Consider the following 15,324-nt stretch of genomic DNA (forward strand, 5'->3'; position numbering starts at 1 on the left):
ACGAATGCTGGCAGAGCTGTCGGCCCGTTTCCTCATCTTGCCGACCTGGGAGGTCGATGGTGCCATTACGGACGCGCTGCATCAAATCGTCAAGATGCTTGGCGTCGACAGAGCGCAATTGATGCGTTTCGTGTCGGGCGGCGATGTGCGCGTCACACATTCCTGGGCCATCGCCGGCGTGCCGCCGGTGTCGCCGAAATCCATCGCAGACAGGTTCCCCTGGCTGCTGGCCCGGGTTCGCGCCGGCGAGGCGGTGGTCATCCCGAGCGTTGACGACCTGCCCCCGGAAGCGGAGATCGACCGGGCGTCATTTCATGAGCCGGGGACAAAGGCGAACCTGACGGTCCCGATGAGGGTTGCCGGCCAGGTAGAAGGCGCCCTCGCGTTCGGCTGTCTCCGGCACGAGCGCGAGTGGCCTGAACCATTGGTCGAACGCGTCCGTATCCTCGCAGAGGTTTTCGCCAACGCACTCGCGCACAAGCGAACGCAGGAAGAGCTCGACGTTGCCATCAAGTTCGAGCGCAAGGCATCAGAGATCCTGAGTGCGCTGCTCGGGGCACCCCGTGCGCACCAGGATCGCTTGCTGGAGGAGGGACTGAGGGACGTGGCGCGTGCCTTCGGAGCCGATCGCGCGACGCTGTGGCAGCGCATCGAGGCGGAGGGACTGTTTCGAAAGACGCACCGCTGGTTGGCCGACGGCGTTCCCGCTCCCGCAGACGACGTGCGCATGCCGACGATCCCCTGGATCAGTGCCCGGCTCGAACGCGGCGAACTCGTGAGCTTCGCCCGGCATGACGAGCTACCTTCGTCAGCCGCAGCCGATGTCGAAGCGCTGCGCAAACTGCACATAGGCGCAGGCGTGGTCGTGCCACTTCGCCTGTCGGGCCAAGTCGCCGGAGCACTCTCCATCGCCACTGTGCGGGAAGGGCCAGAGTGGCCTCACGAACTGTTAGCCCGGGTGCAGCTGCTCGGCGAGGCCTTTGCCAGCTTTCTTGCGCGGCAGGAAGCCGAACGTCGCGAACACATGGCACAGGCACAGGCAGCGCACGCAGCACGCGTCGGCACGATGGGCGTGTTCGCGGCATCGCTGGTGCATGAACTCACGCAGCCGATTGCTGCCAGCCTCTCCAATGCGGAGACCGCGGTGGATTTGCTTGGCGCCCGGGTCCCCGATCTCGACGATCTGCGCGCGACGGTCTCGGACATCGTCGCGGACGGCCGGCGTGCCGGCGAGATGATCCAGAAATTGCGACGCTTCCTGCGCCATGGGGAAGCAGAACGGCGCGAATTCGACCTGGCTGCCCTTCTGGCTGAAGTGCTGCACTTCGTCAAACCGGAAGCAACCCAGCAGTGCATCACCATCACGCAGCGGGACTCCGAAGCACTGCCGCACATCGTGGGCGACCGGATCCAACTCCAGCAGGTTCTGATCAATCTGCTGTTGAATGCATTCGATGCGGTGGCAGGACTCGACCCCGGTTCGCGTTCAGTGGAGCTGCGCGCAGGTCCGTCAGAGAGCGGGGTCCGCATCGAGGTCATCGATGGCGGCGTCGGCATGGATGAGGCGACGCTCGCCCGCATCTTCCGACCTTTCTTCACCACCAAGGCCGCCGGGATGGGACTTGGCCTGTCGATCAGCCAGACCATCGTCGCCACCCATGGCGGAACGCTTTCGGTGCAATCCACGCCGGGAGCAGGCTCGGTGTTCCGGATCGACCTGCCTGCGCGCCCGCCACTGTCGATCAAGCTTGCGCCGCCGGCCAAGCTCCCGGCCGCTGCCGGACAAACGGTGTTCCTCATCGACGACGACGACGCAATGAGACGGGCACTCGAGCGCCAACTCCAGGGCGAGGGCTATGAGGTAGTGGCGTTTGCCAATGCCCAAGCCTTTGTCGATCGCGCCCCCCGGGCAGACGTCGCCTGCATCGTGAGCGACATTCGCATGCCCGGCATGAGTGGCCTCGATCTGCAGGCGACGCTCGCGCGAGCGAACGTGGGGTGGCCGATCGTGTTCATGAGCGGCTATGTCGACATCCCGACGACCGTGCATGCCATGAAGGCTGGGGCCGTTGCCTTCTTGCCGAAGCCATTCGCGAAGAGTGAACTCCTTGCAGCGGTCGCCGATGCCCTGGCGAGGAGCCGGGGGGGCGATCGGGACCGCCGCCAGGACGCAGAGATCCTGGCAAGGCATGCATCGTTGACGCCGCGGGAGCACGAAGTGTTCGACCTCGTGGTGGCCGGATTGCTCAACAAGCTCGTCGCCGACCGGCTGGGAATCGCGGAGCCGACGGTGAAGATCCATCGCGGCCGAGTGATGGAGAAGATGGGCGCCCGCTCCGTCGCCGATCTGGTCCGCATGGCAGAGCGCGTCGCCTTGCATACCGCACCAGCCCCTGTGCTCGATCGAACGCTCACTTCGGCTCCAGAGCGCACATAGGACCATGGTCGTGTTCCGCAGTGTGCGCGATCGGCGGACAGTCGGCTCGTGATCGCCACGGAATCCACGGCTTGTACGCACAACTCGCCCGGCTCGACCCCGCGGCCGTATTTCACAAGCCGTTCAACAAGGAAGAACTGCTCGAGGCGCTTGGCCGCGCCTGCGAGTAAGCCAGACGCATCGATCGGGTTGCCGAGCGAAGTGCTTCTCGCATCGTCGTGTCTTTTGGCCAGCCGGGCGGCGAACGAACCAGCGCACGGGGCGAGAGTACCGTCAAGGCGCACGCATGCGCGTCCAGCCGTATACGACCATGGTCTTATTTCATGCTGAGGGCAGCCAGACAAATACTCCCACGACGTTCACCGCAACGGGACGGACGGATTCACCGAGTTCAGCAGGTTCACCGACAACCTCTAGAGTTTCATCATGAACAACACCCGCTATCCGTCTCCAATTCGTTTCTTCATCGCTACTGCTTTGACCGCCGCACTTGTGAGTTGCGCGAGCACGGCGCAACAAGAAACCGTGAGCGGTGGCGGTCGTGATTCGCAAAGCGTCGCTGCGCCTCAGGGCACGCGTGCGGACGGCGCATCGACCGGCCAGGTGACCGCGCCTGCTGGAATCGACCCTCAGGCGCAGAAGTTGTTGCAGGCTTCCATGGCCTATCTCGGCAGCCAGAAGCAATTCAGCGCCGACACACGCAGCTCCATCGAGATGGTGCTCGCGTCGGGGCAGAAACTGCAATTCGAAAGCACGGTGACGATGTCCTTGCAGCGCCCGAACAAGCTCCTGGCCAAGCGTGTGGGCGACCTCATCGACCAGGTCTTCTACTACGACGGCAAATCCCTAACGCTGTACAACCCCAGCCAGGGTTACTACGCCGCCGTCCCGGCGCCAGGCACGCTAGAGGAGATGCTCGACTTCGCACGGGAGAAGCTGGACATTGTCGCGCCCGGCGGCGACTTCCTCTACAGGAATGCGTACGAGATCCTCATGCAGGACGTGACGGATGGCTTCGTGGTCGGCAAAGGTGTGGTCGATGGCGCGCGCTGCGTCCATCTTGCGTTCCGCGCCCCTCATGTCGACTGGCAGATCTGGATCCAGGAGGGCCAGCAACCCTTGCCGCGCAAGATCGTGATCACCACGCGCGACGTCGTCAACGCGCCGCAGTTCTCTGTCGTCATCACGAAATGGAATCTCGCGCCGGCGCTCAAGGAAGGCCTGTTCAACTTCAAGCCACCGAAGGACGCACGAAAAGTCGATTTCCTGCCCTTGTAGAGGGCGAAAAAGCCACCGCTCGAAAGCATGGAGACTGCGATGAAGAGACACGTCAAGATGTGTGCGCTCGCCGTTGCGGCGCCATTGCTCCTGTTCGGAGAGTTTTCGTCCGACGCGCCGCTCGGGTTTACGCTCGTGCGGGAAGCGGCGGCGATCGTAGGCGCGCCGCTGACACCCGTCTCTGTCGCTGGCGTGGCACGGCGCACGACGCGGCGCGTGGTGGCTGTGGAGGCCACCACCGCCAGCGCGCAACAGCAGCAGGCGACGGCAAAACAGCAGCAACAGACGGCGCAACAGCAGCAGGCAGTCGCCCAGCAACAGGCCGCGACCGCCCGGCAGCAGTCCGCGGTGGCCAAGCAACAGGCCGGGGCCGCAACGCCGGCGATCGGCACGGTTGTGTCCACATTGCCTGCCGGCTGCGTCTCGACGCCGAAAGGAGGCGTCGAGTACCAAAAGTGCGGCGCCACGTATTACCGCGCTGCGTTCCAGGGCAACAACCTCGTTTATGTGGTGCAGCAGCAGCCGTGACCGGTGCCTGCCCAGGTCGACCAACGCTTCGGAGGTGATTCCATGGCAAACGATTGCAACGTGCGGGCGATCGCGCTGGTGGTTGGCGCGCTGGCCGTCGCCTTGCCCGGCATGCTGCACGCACGCGACCCGGGAATCAACCAACCCGGGGCACTGGGCAATCCCAGGGTCGGAGCGCCGGGGGTCGGTGTTGGTGCGCCCGGGGTGGGCGCGGTGGATCCCGGTCGCAACCAGCCCGGCGCGGCTGGAAACACGGGCGTCGCCCGGCGTTCGGTGCGCCGGTGATTGGCCTGTCCGACGTTGTCTGGCCGCAAAGGGCGCAGGGTCCGTACATGCACGAAAAGCACGATGCCCTCTTGCAGCGATCGCCGATTCCCTGGCGAGATGCCGAGGGCGATCAGGACCGCCTCCAGGACGCAGAGATCCTGGCAAGGCATGCATCGTTGACGCCGCGCGAGCACGAAGTGTTCGAGCTCGTGGTTGCCGGTTTGCTCAACAAGCTTGTCGCCGGCCGCCTGGGTATCGCGGAGCCGACGGTGATCGGCTCCAGAGCGCACATAAGACCATGGTCGTATTCCGCAGTGTGCGCGATCGGCGGACAGTCGACCCTTGATTGCCACCTTTCCCGCACTTCACGTTTCTGCGGGTCGAGCGCGATGCCTCGAGAAGTGGCATTTACCCCAAGGAGTCATCATGAAATCAGTCAATCTCGTCGTCCTGTTGTGTGCCGCGGTCCTGGCCGCCGGTTGCGTGACGGAGAAGAAGTACAACGCCGAAGTGGCAACTGCGAACAACTACCAGGCGCTCAACACCAAGCTCTCGAGCGAACTGAGCAGCGACCAGGCGCAGATCACGCAGTTGCAGAACCAGCTCAAGGTGACGATGGTCAACGAGTTGCTGTTCCCCGAAGGCGGCTGGACGCTCAACGCCAAGGGCGAAGCGACACTCGCCAAGATCGCCCCGACGCTGGCGAACCTGCCTGGCCAGCAAATCGTGGTCCAGGGGTTCACCGACAACGAGCCCATCGGCCCGGCGCTGAAGGCACGCTTCCCGTCCAACCTGGAACTCTCGTCGGCCCGGGCGGACGCGGTCACGCGCTTCCTGATTTCGAAGGGAGTGCCACCGAGCGGCATTTCGGCACAGGGCTTCGGCGATGCGCGACCGGTGGCCAGTAACGACACACCGCAGGGCAAGGCCAAGAACCGTCGCGTGGAGATCGTGATCGCCGCTGCCAGCCGACCCTAGTCGCCCTGCCTGCCGACCCCTTTCGCACGCGATGCAGGACGATCGCATGTCGCGTGGTGCGGGGTCGACAGGCAGTCCAGTTGTGATTTCCGCGGACCGCTCCATGCGACGCGTACTCCTCATTGACAACGACGCCTCGCTGCGCCGCGCGCTGGTACGGATGATGCGACTTGCAGGCTTCGAGGCAGAGTCGTTTGAGAGTGTCGAGGCCCTGCTGGACTCCGGGTCGGCCAAGCACGAAGCCTGCCTGGTACTGGACGTCGACATGCCCGGCACCGGCGGAATCGAATTCAAGCAGGCGCTGGTCGAGTCCGGAGAGGACCGCCCGACGATCTTCATCACGGCATCCGAACGCGAAGGTCTGGATGCGCAACTCGCCCGGCTCCATCCGGTGGCGGTACTTCGCAAACCATTCACCAAGGAAGACCTTCTGGAGGCGCTTGATCTGGCCTTTGCGGGAGGCGGACCGGATCTCGGTCGCTAGAAGCAGATGGGGTTTGGCGATTCGAAAGCCGTGGGCCATGAGCCGCATAACACCATGGTCGTATTTCATGCAGGCACGGTCCGCCGAATACTAGCGCCGCTTCCGTGAAGACACCGAACGCACTGTGGCCCGAAGCCTGCCCTGATTGCGCAGAATTTCGATCAAAAGCATGGAGAAGGAAAAGATCATGTGCATACCCAAAATCCTGGCCGGTGCCATCACTATCGCCCTTCTCGGAAACGGGATGGCGCTCGCTCAGCAAGTCACCGGTGTCCCCGGCGCGGCAGGCTCCACGACGACGCTCGATGGCAAGCAGCTGCCGCCACCCGATCCGAAGTTCGGCGGGGAGATCAAGCAAAAGGCTTCGGAGTCGAAGGAGTGGTGGGCGCCGCGCGTCGTGCCGCCCAAGAAAGCACCCAATGTCGTGCTCATCATGACGGACGATGTCGGCTTCGGCGCGCCGGGCACATTCGGTGGCGTCGTTCCGACGCCGGCGATGGATCGCATCGCGAAGAGCGGCGTGCGCTACACCAATTTCCATTCCACATCGCTCTGCTCGCCCTCGCGCGCGGCGCTGATCACCGGGCGCAATCATCACGTGGCGGGCACCGGCGTAGTGGGCGAGATCGCGACGGGTTTCCCCGGCTACAACTCGGTCATCAGGAAGGAGAACGGTACGGTTGGCACCATCCTGAAGGAAAACGGGTACGCGACTTCTTGGTTCGGAAAGAACCACAACACGCCCTCCTTCCAATCGACCCAGGCCGGGCCCTTCGATCAGTGGCCGGGCGGCCTGGGTTTCGAGTATTTCTATGGCTTCGTCGGCGGCGACGCCAGCCAGTGGCAGCCCAACCTGTACCGCAACACGACGGCCATCTATCCCTTCGAAGGCAAGCCGGGCTGGAACCTGACCACGGCCATGGCCGACGAGGCGATCCAGTACATGAAGCAGAACAAGGCCATCGCACCCGACAAGCCATTCCTTGTCTACTACGTTCCCGGCGGCACACACGCCCCGCACCACCCGACGCCGGAGTGGATCAAGAAGATCGGCGACATGCATCTCTTCGACGGCGGCTGGAACAAGCTGCGCGAGACCATCTTCGCCAATCAGAAGAAGCTGGGCATCATGCCTGCCAACGCCCAACTGACCCCCTGGCCGAAGGAGCTTCCCCAGTGGGACTCGCTCAGCGTCCTGGAGAAGAAGCTCTTCATCAAGCAGGCTGACGTGTACGGCGCCTACCTGGCCTACACCGACCACGAGATCGGCCGCGTCATCCAGGCTGTCGAAGACCTCGGCCAGCTCGACAACACCCTGATCATCTATATCAGCGGCGACAACGGTGCAAGTCCGGAAGGCATGCTCAATGGCACGCCCAACGAGTTCACCACCTTCAACGGCGTTGCCGTGCCGGTCAAGGCTCAGTTCCTCTGGTACGAGTTCTGGGGGTCCGAGCGGACTTTCCCGCATTTCGCGGCGCCCTGGGCGTGGGCCATGGACACGCCGTTCAAGTGGACGAAGCAGGTCGCATCGCACTTCGGCGGCACCTCGCAGGGCATGGTGATGTCATGGCCTGGCCACATCAAGGACGCGGGCGGTATCCGCCGCCAGTTCCATCACCTGATCGACATCACGCCCACCATTCTCGAAGCGGCCGGCATTCCCGCGCCGGAGACGCTCAACGGCATCAAGCAGCGCGCCATGGACGGCGTGAGCATGGCCTACACGTGGGACAAGGCAAACGCCGGAGTTCCATCGCGGCGCACCGTTCAGTATTTCGAAATGCTCGGCAACCGCGCGATCTACAACGACGGCTGGGTGGCGGCCACCACCCCGGCGACGCTTCCCTGGGAACTGAGCACGGCCACGCCGCCCGACGTGATCACCGGCTACAAGTGGGAGCTCTACAACGTCGCCGAAGATCCTACGGAGTCGACGGACCTGGCGGCCAAGATGCCGGAGAAGCTCAAGCAGCTGCAGGACGTCTTCTACGCGGAGGCACAGAAGCATGATGTACTGCCGCTCGACAACTCGTCTTTGTCGCGCTGGAACGGGCCGAGGCCGACCCTCACTGCAGGACGAACCGTCTTTACCTACAGCGGGGTGTTGACCGGCGTTCCCAACAGCGGCGCTCCGAGCATCCTGAACAAGTCCTACACGATCACCGCCGAGGTCACGATTCCCAAAGGCGGCGCTGAAGGCGTGATCGTCACCGACGGCGGGCGTTTCGGCGGCTACGCACTCTTGCTGAGCAAGGGTGTGGGGGGCGTCCGCAGTGGCAAGCCTGTGTTCGTCTACAACCTCCTCAACCTCAAGCGCACGACGTGGGCCGGGCCCGAGCTCGGCGCGGGAAAGCACACCATCGTCTTCGACTACAAGGTCGATGGCCCGGGCTTGGGCAAGGGAGGGACGGGCGTGCTCTCGGTGGATGGCAAGGAAGTGGCCAGGAACACCATGAAGAACTCCACCCCGATCACGTTCCCGGAGGACGAGACCTTCGACGTCGGGCAGGACACGCGCACCGGCGTGGCGCTGCTGGAGTATCGCTACGACCCTCCGTTCAAGTTCACCGGCACGATCGACAAGCTGACCTTCAACCTCAAGCCTGCCCAGTTGACGAAGGAAGAGCAGAAGCAGGCTCCGGCGCGCGCCCACGCGCTCGCCAGGGCGAAGGACTAGGTGCGGGACATGCGGCGGGTTCTCATCTTCTCCGCAGCATCGGAGGCCGGCACGGGAATCGCGCTCATGATCGCGCCGTCCATCGTCCTCCCATGGCTGCTGCGGGAGAACACCACGGACCTGGCGATATGGCTTGGCCGGTTCGTGGGCGTTGCGCTTTTTTCGCTGGGATTGGCGTGCTGGCCTGAACGGCATCGCCCGGATGTCAGCTCCGCCGCATTCCGTGCCATGCTGACTTACAACACCCTGGTCGCCTTGCTGTTCGGCTACCTCGGTGCGGTCGTGCATGTCGGAGGCCCATTGTTGTGGCCGGCCGCCTTGCTTCACATCGTCATCGCCCTGCTGCTATGGATGCGGCGGCGCGACACGCGACGCACGATTTGAGTGGAGGCCAGCCAGGCAGCAACGTTCAACGACGACGAGTACAGCCCGGACGGTCACATGGTCGGCCGGTACTTGCAGGCGGTTCAACTTTCTGGAGATGGTTATGACAACCCGACGCACCTTTGTTTCTTCCGCGACCCTTCTCGCGTCAGTGACAGCGATCTCGCCCGTAGTGGCGCAGGACGCTGCGCAGCCTGCCAAGCCACCTGATTTCCTGTTCGTGCAAACGGCGAACAGCATGAGCTTTGACAAAGGGAGCAGCAAGCTGACCCTGCACGGGGTGAGCCCGGTGACGGTGTTCTTCTCCGATCGCCCCGAGCGGATTGCGGGAAACATGAAGACCGCGGCGTTTGTCCCGTTCTGGAGCCAAGGCAAGGACAGCTTCCTTTCCGATCCGCCCAATGCCGACATCTCCATTCTCGAGGGCAAGGAACTGCGACAGGTCATTGCTGTGCTAAAGGCCCCGGAATTGAAAGGCGGCGACCTGTCCTATACGGTCCAGATCCTTCAGGGCGACATGCCCGCAAAGGGTGCGGAGGTCTCGGTGTTCATCGACGTCATCGGGATGCCCATGACGCCGGTCTCATATGCCGGCGTGGCGCGACGGAGCTACCGCCGAGCCGTCATCCGCTGAGGGGTGTCGCACGGGGAGAACATGCAATGGCCACTGTCATTGCGAGCGTCGACAAATCGGGCGATCTTGGCCCGGAAGACTTTTCGCTCGTGCTCGGTGGTCCGTTGTTCCAGTTCTGGCGGCGTGCCCACCTCGCAGACGATGCGGGAAGCCTGTCGCATCGGCGGACGGTCGTCATGGTGCTTCTTGCCTGGATGCCGCTGCTTTTGTTGTCCATCGCCGAAGGTCGCGCGTGGGGCCCCGGGGTCGATCTTCCGTTTCTTCGTGACCTCGAACTGCAAGTTCGTCTGCTCATTGCGCTGCCTCTGCTGATCGTTTCCGAACTCGTCGTCCATCGGCGCGTGCGCGCGGTCGTGAGGCCGTTTCTGGACGATGGACTGATCCCGGACGACCGGCGCAAGCAATTCGACCTGGCTGTCGCCTCGGCGATGCGCGTGCGAAATTCGATCGGCGCGGAACTGCTCCTCATTGCCATCGTGTACGGCATAGGCATCCTGGTCGTGTGGCGCAGGGAACTGACGCTTGATGTGTCGAGCTGGTACGGCAGTGTCGCGAGTGGCGAGATGAAGTTGACGCTCGCCGGCTGGTGGCTGGCCTGTGTGAGCATGCCGATGTTCCAGTTCCTGTTCTTGCGCTGGTACTTCAGGCTCTTCATATGGGCGCGCTTCCTTTGGCAGGTCTCGCGTATCAAGCTGAATCTTCTCCCGGGTCACCCGGATCGCTGCGGCGGTTTGGGGTTTCTCTCGCTGGTGCGAGTCGCGTTTGCACCGCTCCTGTTCGCGCAGGGAACCGTGCTCGCCGGAATGATGGCCGACAGGATCTTCTTCGCCGGCGCCAGGCTCGTCCAGTTCGAGGTCGAACTTGTCGCGGTCGTCGCATTCATGGTGTTCGTGATACTCGGTCCCCTGCTGGTGTTCAGCCCTCAGCTCGAGGCGGGGCGCAAGGGCCAACTCGAATATGGGGCGCTGGCCAGCCGGTACGTGCGCGAGTTCGAGCGCAAATGGCTGCGCGGAGGGGCGAAATCCGATGAACCTCTGCTCGGTAGCGCGGACATCCAGTCGATGGCGGACATGAGCAATAGCTTTGCGATCGCGGAGGGGATGCGCTGGGCACCGTTCACCTGGAAGACGGTATTGCACCTTGCGGCAACCACGCTGCTTCCAGTCCTTCCTCTCACCTTGACGATGTTTTCGGCGCAAGAAGTGCTCGATCGTTTGCTGAAGATCCTCGTATAGGTGACGACTGGCCGGTTCGAAAGGAGGCCCTCATGGCGAAAGATCTGAACAAGACACGTGGAACGTCAAAAGCGCAGTCGACAGTCGCTGACGAGCCACGCCCCCTGCGCCCGTCGCGCGCCGATCTTCAGGCGATGGGCAAGAGACTTCGCGGCACTTGTCCCCGCGAATCCCTCGCAGCCTGGAAGCCGCCCGCCGATCGCCCGGACCCTCTGCAACTGCTGCAGGAATCCAACGTTGGACGAATGCCCGATCTGATCCCGATCCGCTTCGGGCGCATGGTGCGTTCGCCCTTCACCTTCTATCGAGGCGCGGCGCTCAACATGGCCGCCGACCTGGCGGCGTTGCCGGCGACCGGGCTTCGCGTGCAGGCCTGCGGCGACTGCCACCTGATGAACTTCGGCGCCTTCGTGACGCCGGAACGGCGCGCGATCTTCGACATCAACGACATGGACGAGACCCTGCCGGCTCCCTGGGAGTGGGACGTCAAGCGCCTGGCCGCCAGCTTCGTGCTGACCTGCCGAAACGTTCACTTCAGCGAGGAAATGGCCCGCGACACCGTTCTGGCCTGCGCCCGCTCGTATCGCGAGCGCATGGCCGAGTACAGCAAGATGTCGGCACTGGAGGTCTGGTATTCGAGCATCGATGTCAAGAAAGCACTGGCCACATTGACGAACGAGGACGCCCGAAAGCGCATCCAGAAGCGCGCTGCAGCGGCGCGCGAGCGCAGCGTACTCGAGCATGACTTTCCGAAGCTTGCCGAGATGGCGGGTGAAGTCCCCCGCATCAAGGACAACCCGCCCCTGATCTTCCACCTGGCGGGCAAGGAATCGGAAAACTACCTCGAGCGTGCCAAAGAGGGTTTTGCTGCTTATCGGGAATCGATCCAGGAAGACCGACGCTGGCTGCTCGACCGATACGACCTCAAGGATCTGGCAATGAAGGTGGTGGGTGTTGGCAGCGTGGGCACCTATTGCGCCGTGATATTGCTGATGGCCAGCGAAGGCGACCCGCTTTTTCTTCAAGTCAAGGAGGCTCGCGCATCCGTGCTCGAGCCGTATGCCGGCAAGAGCTTGCACGCCAACCATGGTCAGCGGGTCGTCAATGGATACAGGCTCATCCAGTCGGCGAGCGACATCTTCCTCGGATGGACACAGGGGAACCTCGGCCGGCATTTCTACATTCGCCAATTGCGGGACATGAAGTTCGGCGCCCTCGTCGAACTTTTCACGCCAAGTTTGATGATCGACTATGCGGCCGTGTGCGCCTGGACCTTGGCGCGCGCCCACGCCCGCTCCGGCGAACCGGCCGCCATCAGCGGCTACCTTGGCAAGAGTGATGTCTTCGACAAGGCGATTGCCAAGTTCGCCACGGCCTATGCGGACCAGAGCGAGCGCGACCACGAGATCCTGAGGAAGGCCGTGCAGTCAGGGCGAGTGGACGTGGTGATCGAGCCCGAATGAGCGCCATGAGCAAGCGAGGCAAGAGGCGCACGCCGACCGCCCAGTCGAATGCGGGCAAGACTCGGGCACCAATGCCATCGACGATGTCCGCGCGGCCAGTCCGGGCTTCGGGGCGCGGCTGGCGAACGGTAGCGGCGTTGGTGATCGCGGCGGTGCTCCCGGCGGCGGCCGGCTATTTCGCGGTCGCCCAGTGGTGGGAGCGCGGCGATGCGGCCGGCCCGCCGCGCGTGGTCATCGGAGACGGCACGCAGGGCCCGGCCGGCATGGCATGGGTGCCCGGCGGCGACTTCCGCATGGGCAGCGACAGCAAGCTGGCCCAGCCCAATGAGCGCCCCGCGCACCTCGCGCGCGTCAAGGGCTTCTGGATGGACCGCCACCATGTGACCAACGAGGAGTTCCGCACCTTCATCGATGCCACCGGCTACGTCACCACCGCGGAACGCAAGCCCGACTGGGACACCATCGCGCCGCAGGTGATGCCTGGAACGCCGCGCCCGCCGGACGAGCAGCTCGTGGCCGGTGCCATGGTGTTCGTGGGCACGCCCGCCGTGGTGGACTACCGCGACTTCTCGCGCTGGTGGCGCTATGTGCCGGGCGCCGACTGGCGCCATCCGCAGGGCCCGGGCAGCAGCATCACGGGCAAGGACGATCATCCGGTGGTGCAGGTCAGCCACGACGATGCGCTGGCCTACGCGAAGTGGGCCGGCAAGCGCCTGCCCACCGAAGCCGAATGGGAGTTCGCCGCGCGCGGCGGGCTCGAGCAGGCCACCTACGTCTGGGGCGAGGATTTCGCGCCCGGCGGCAAGCAGATGGCCAATGTCTGGCAAGGCCAGCAGAGCCGCCCGTTCCCGGTGGTCAGCGCCAAGGCCGGCGGCGCCGTGGGCACCAGCCCGGTCGGCACCTTCCCGGCCAATGGCTACGGGCTCCAGGACATGACCGGCAACGCCTGGCAGTGGGTGGCCGACTGGTACCGCGCCGACCAGTTCGCGCGCGTGCTCAGGAGCGGCAACGTGCAGGTCGATTCACAGGGGCCGTCGGACAGTTGGGAACCCAGCGAGCCTGGCGTCCCGGTAGGCGCGCCCAGGCGCGTGACGCGCGGCGGATCCTTCCTCTGCAACGAGGACTACTGCATGAGCTACCGCCCGAGCGCGCGGCGCGGCACCGACCCCTATACCAGCATGTCGCACCTCGGCTTCCGGCTCGTGATGGATGCGGGCACATGGTCGCAACGTCGCGCGGCGCTGCCGTCCGACCGCGATCTCGCTGTCGATCGACTTACGGTCTTGATTGCGGGCAGGGCGCCACCTCCGCCATATTGACGCCTGAAGGCGGAAGGTTCAGTCTTGCAGCTTCCGGACTTGGCAGGCGGTGTCGCAGCGGTTGGGGCACCGAGGCAGGCGCGTCGCGGACGGAGGTTGTCATGCTTGCTGGTCGCATCGCGCTTCGCAGTTCCAAGTCTCGACTCGCTGTCACACTGATCTTGGTCGCCACGGCGGTGCTCGCCGCGATGCCTCGGGCTGCTGCCGACGACGTCCCGTACTTCTACGTGGTCAATTCCGGCACGCTCATGATGGCCGAAGTCGTTGCGCGCCGTATGGATGATGGTGCGCCGGTGGTCCTTTGGCCGCACTACGGCGGCCCGAGCCAACAGTTCAGCGTCCAGCGGCTCACTCGACCCGGCGATTCGGAGCCCTTGCAAGAACAGTGGTTCATGCTGCGGGCGAGACATTCAGGGAAGTGTCTGAGGACCCATGGTTTCCAGTCCGGCGCGGCGATAGTCCAGGAGACATGCAGTGGAGACGCTTCTCAGCTGTGGCGGTTGCGGCCCGTGGTCATGACGGCGGCCGAATGCCCTGTCCGAAGCCTGTGTCTCTTGGAACGGCGAACGGTCCTGGAGAACTATCACGACCGCGGACGGCGGTGCCTGGATGCGGCGGAGGTTCAGCTGTCAGGACTGCCCGAACAAGGCGCAGGCTTGCGCGCCCGCGACTGCGTGACGAGGTTCAGCGCACCCAACGGCGTCAACCAGGAGTGGGCACTGGTCGACGTACAGAATTGAGATGCTGGGTTCAACCTCGGCTGAAGTCTGGGCCAGTCACGCTGATGGCCCGTCAAGCCACTCTTGCTGCACGTCCGGTCTCTCGACATCCCACCGATCGGTGTTGCCCAACCCGTTGTAGCTGTCTCCACAGGCCGAGCATCTGCGGCGCAGAACCGGGCCTTCCCGAAAACCTCCCGGAAACCGCTGAAAGACATCTCGATTTGCCACAAGTGCCCGCGGCAACACGCCGCCCCCTTCGGGCCGCGTGTTGCCGACGCGCAAATAGCACGTTTCAACGACTGACAAAGTGAAACTGAAAGTGCTGCGTTAGCTACAAGGCGAAACATTTGGTTGCGTATATGCAGGCCGGCTTGCTTGGCCGCCTCTATTGTTGGCCTCGACTGGCTCCGGCTGAGGCTTCGTTCATCAACATTCACTTTGTGAGGTTTACATGTTCGACAGACATACGTTTGCAGCTTTCTGTGCTCTTGCCGTCCCGTATGGCGCCTGCCTTGCGCAGACCACGTACACAGCGGACCAGTACTTCGACGACCGCTGGTACATCACGCCCTTCGGTGCCTACGTTCATCCGGACGGTGACCGCAACGCCGACAACGGTTGGGGCGGAGGCTTGTCCATTGGCAAGCCGATCAGCCCCAGCTGGAACATCGAGTTGCGTGGCCAGTACGAGGAGCTCGACGGCAACTTCGGTACCGGCTTTGGCGCCTTCAACAGCACTGACAAGTACAAGAACTGGAGCGGCACGCTTGACGCGCAGTGGTTCTTCCTGGGCCGCCAGGGGATCAACCGCTGGCAGTCGAACAGCGTGCACCCCTATCTCGTGGGCGGGATCGGTGCCATCGACAACAAGGTGGAGCGGGCGTTCGGCATCAACGACAGCCACTCGAGCTTCAT

Annotated in this window: 14 protein-coding genes and 1 pseudogene; all 15 read left to right on the forward strand. The window is 63.9% G+C overall.

The window, feature by feature from the left end; all coding sequences use genetic code 11:
• Positions 1-4 precede the first annotated feature (4 nt).
• Positions 5-2,437 (forward strand): response regulator, encoded by a 2,433-nt coding sequence (locus AC1DYK_RS32810; protein ID WP_478170100.1) that lies wholly within the window; start codon positions 5-7, stop codon positions 2,435-2,437.
• A gap of 426 nt (positions 2,438-2,863) precedes the next feature.
• The gene (locus AC1DYK_RS32815; protein ID WP_478170101.1) at positions 2,864-3,715 is read left to right on the forward strand and encodes a DUF2092 domain-containing protein; all 852 of its coding nucleotides are present in this window, start codon (positions 2,864-2,866) and stop codon (positions 3,713-3,715) included.
• Between the two features lie 39 nt (positions 3,716-3,754).
• Positions 3,755-4,243 (forward strand): hypothetical protein, encoded by a 489-nt coding sequence (locus AC1DYK_RS32820; protein WP_478170102.1) that lies wholly within the window; start codon positions 3,755-3,757, stop codon positions 4,241-4,243.
• A gap of 42 nt (positions 4,244-4,285) precedes the next feature.
• The gene (locus AC1DYK_RS32825) at positions 4,286-4,528 is read left to right on the forward strand and encodes a hypothetical protein (protein WP_478170103.1); all 243 of its coding nucleotides are present in this window, start codon (positions 4,286-4,288) and stop codon (positions 4,526-4,528) included.
• A 47-nt stretch (positions 4,529-4,575) separates the two neighbouring features.
• Positions 4,576-4,791 (forward strand): annotated as a pseudogene (locus AC1DYK_RS32830) (LuxR C-terminal-related transcriptional regulator); the annotation flags it as partial.
• A 145-nt stretch (positions 4,792-4,936) separates the two neighbouring features.
• A complete protein-coding gene (locus AC1DYK_RS32835; RefSeq protein ID WP_478170104.1) occupies positions 4,937-5,488 on the forward strand; it encodes an OmpA/MotB family protein in 552 nt (183 codons plus the stop codon).
• A gap of 103 nt (positions 5,489-5,591) precedes the next feature.
• Entirely contained in the window at positions 5,592-5,972 is a 381-nt protein-coding gene (locus tag AC1DYK_RS32840; protein ID WP_478170105.1) for a response regulator transcription factor, read from the forward strand.
• Between the two features lie 187 nt (positions 5,973-6,159).
• Positions 6,160-8,652, forward strand: a complete 2,493-nt coding sequence (locus AC1DYK_RS32845) for an arylsulfatase (RefSeq protein WP_478170106.1) — start codon at positions 6,160-6,162, stop codon at positions 8,650-8,652.
• A gap of 9 nt (positions 8,653-8,661) precedes the next feature.
• Positions 8,662-9,036 carry a hypothetical protein gene (locus AC1DYK_RS32850; protein WP_478170107.1) on the forward strand — a complete coding sequence of 125 codons (375 nt, stop codon included), beginning with the start codon at positions 8,662-8,664 and terminating at the stop codon, positions 9,034-9,036.
• 103 nt (positions 9,037-9,139) lie between these two features.
• The gene (locus AC1DYK_RS32855) at positions 9,140-9,670 is read left to right on the forward strand and encodes a hypothetical protein (RefSeq protein WP_478170108.1); all 531 of its coding nucleotides are present in this window, start codon (positions 9,140-9,142) and stop codon (positions 9,668-9,670) included.
• A 26-nt stretch (positions 9,671-9,696) separates the two neighbouring features.
• A complete protein-coding gene (locus AC1DYK_RS32860; protein WP_478170109.1) occupies positions 9,697-10,905 on the forward strand; it encodes a hypothetical protein in 1,209 nt (402 codons plus the stop codon).
• Positions 10,906-10,937: 32 nt separating this feature from the next.
• Positions 10,938-12,368: a DUF2252 domain-containing protein gene (locus tag AC1DYK_RS32865; protein WP_478170110.1), complete on the forward strand. Its 1,431-nt coding sequence runs from the start codon at positions 10,938-10,940 to the stop codon at positions 12,366-12,368.
• Between the two features lie 83 nt (positions 12,369-12,451).
• Complete coding sequence (locus tag AC1DYK_RS32870) at positions 12,452-13,687, forward strand: formylglycine-generating enzyme family protein (RefSeq protein ID WP_478170111.1); 1,236 nt, start codon at positions 12,452-12,454, stop codon at positions 13,685-13,687.
• 101 nt (positions 13,688-13,788) lie between these two features.
• Positions 13,789-14,427 carry an RICIN domain-containing protein gene (locus AC1DYK_RS32875; RefSeq protein ID WP_478170112.1) on the forward strand — a complete coding sequence of 213 codons (639 nt, stop codon included), beginning with the start codon at positions 13,789-13,791 and terminating at the stop codon, positions 14,425-14,427.
• A gap of 433 nt (positions 14,428-14,860) precedes the next feature.
• Positions 14,861-15,324 (forward strand): outer membrane beta-barrel protein (locus AC1DYK_RS32880; RefSeq protein WP_478170113.1); only part of this gene is annotated, 464 nt, incomplete at its 3' end.

The sequence above is a fragment of the Variovorax sp. P2_H12 genome (assembly GCF_056403395.1).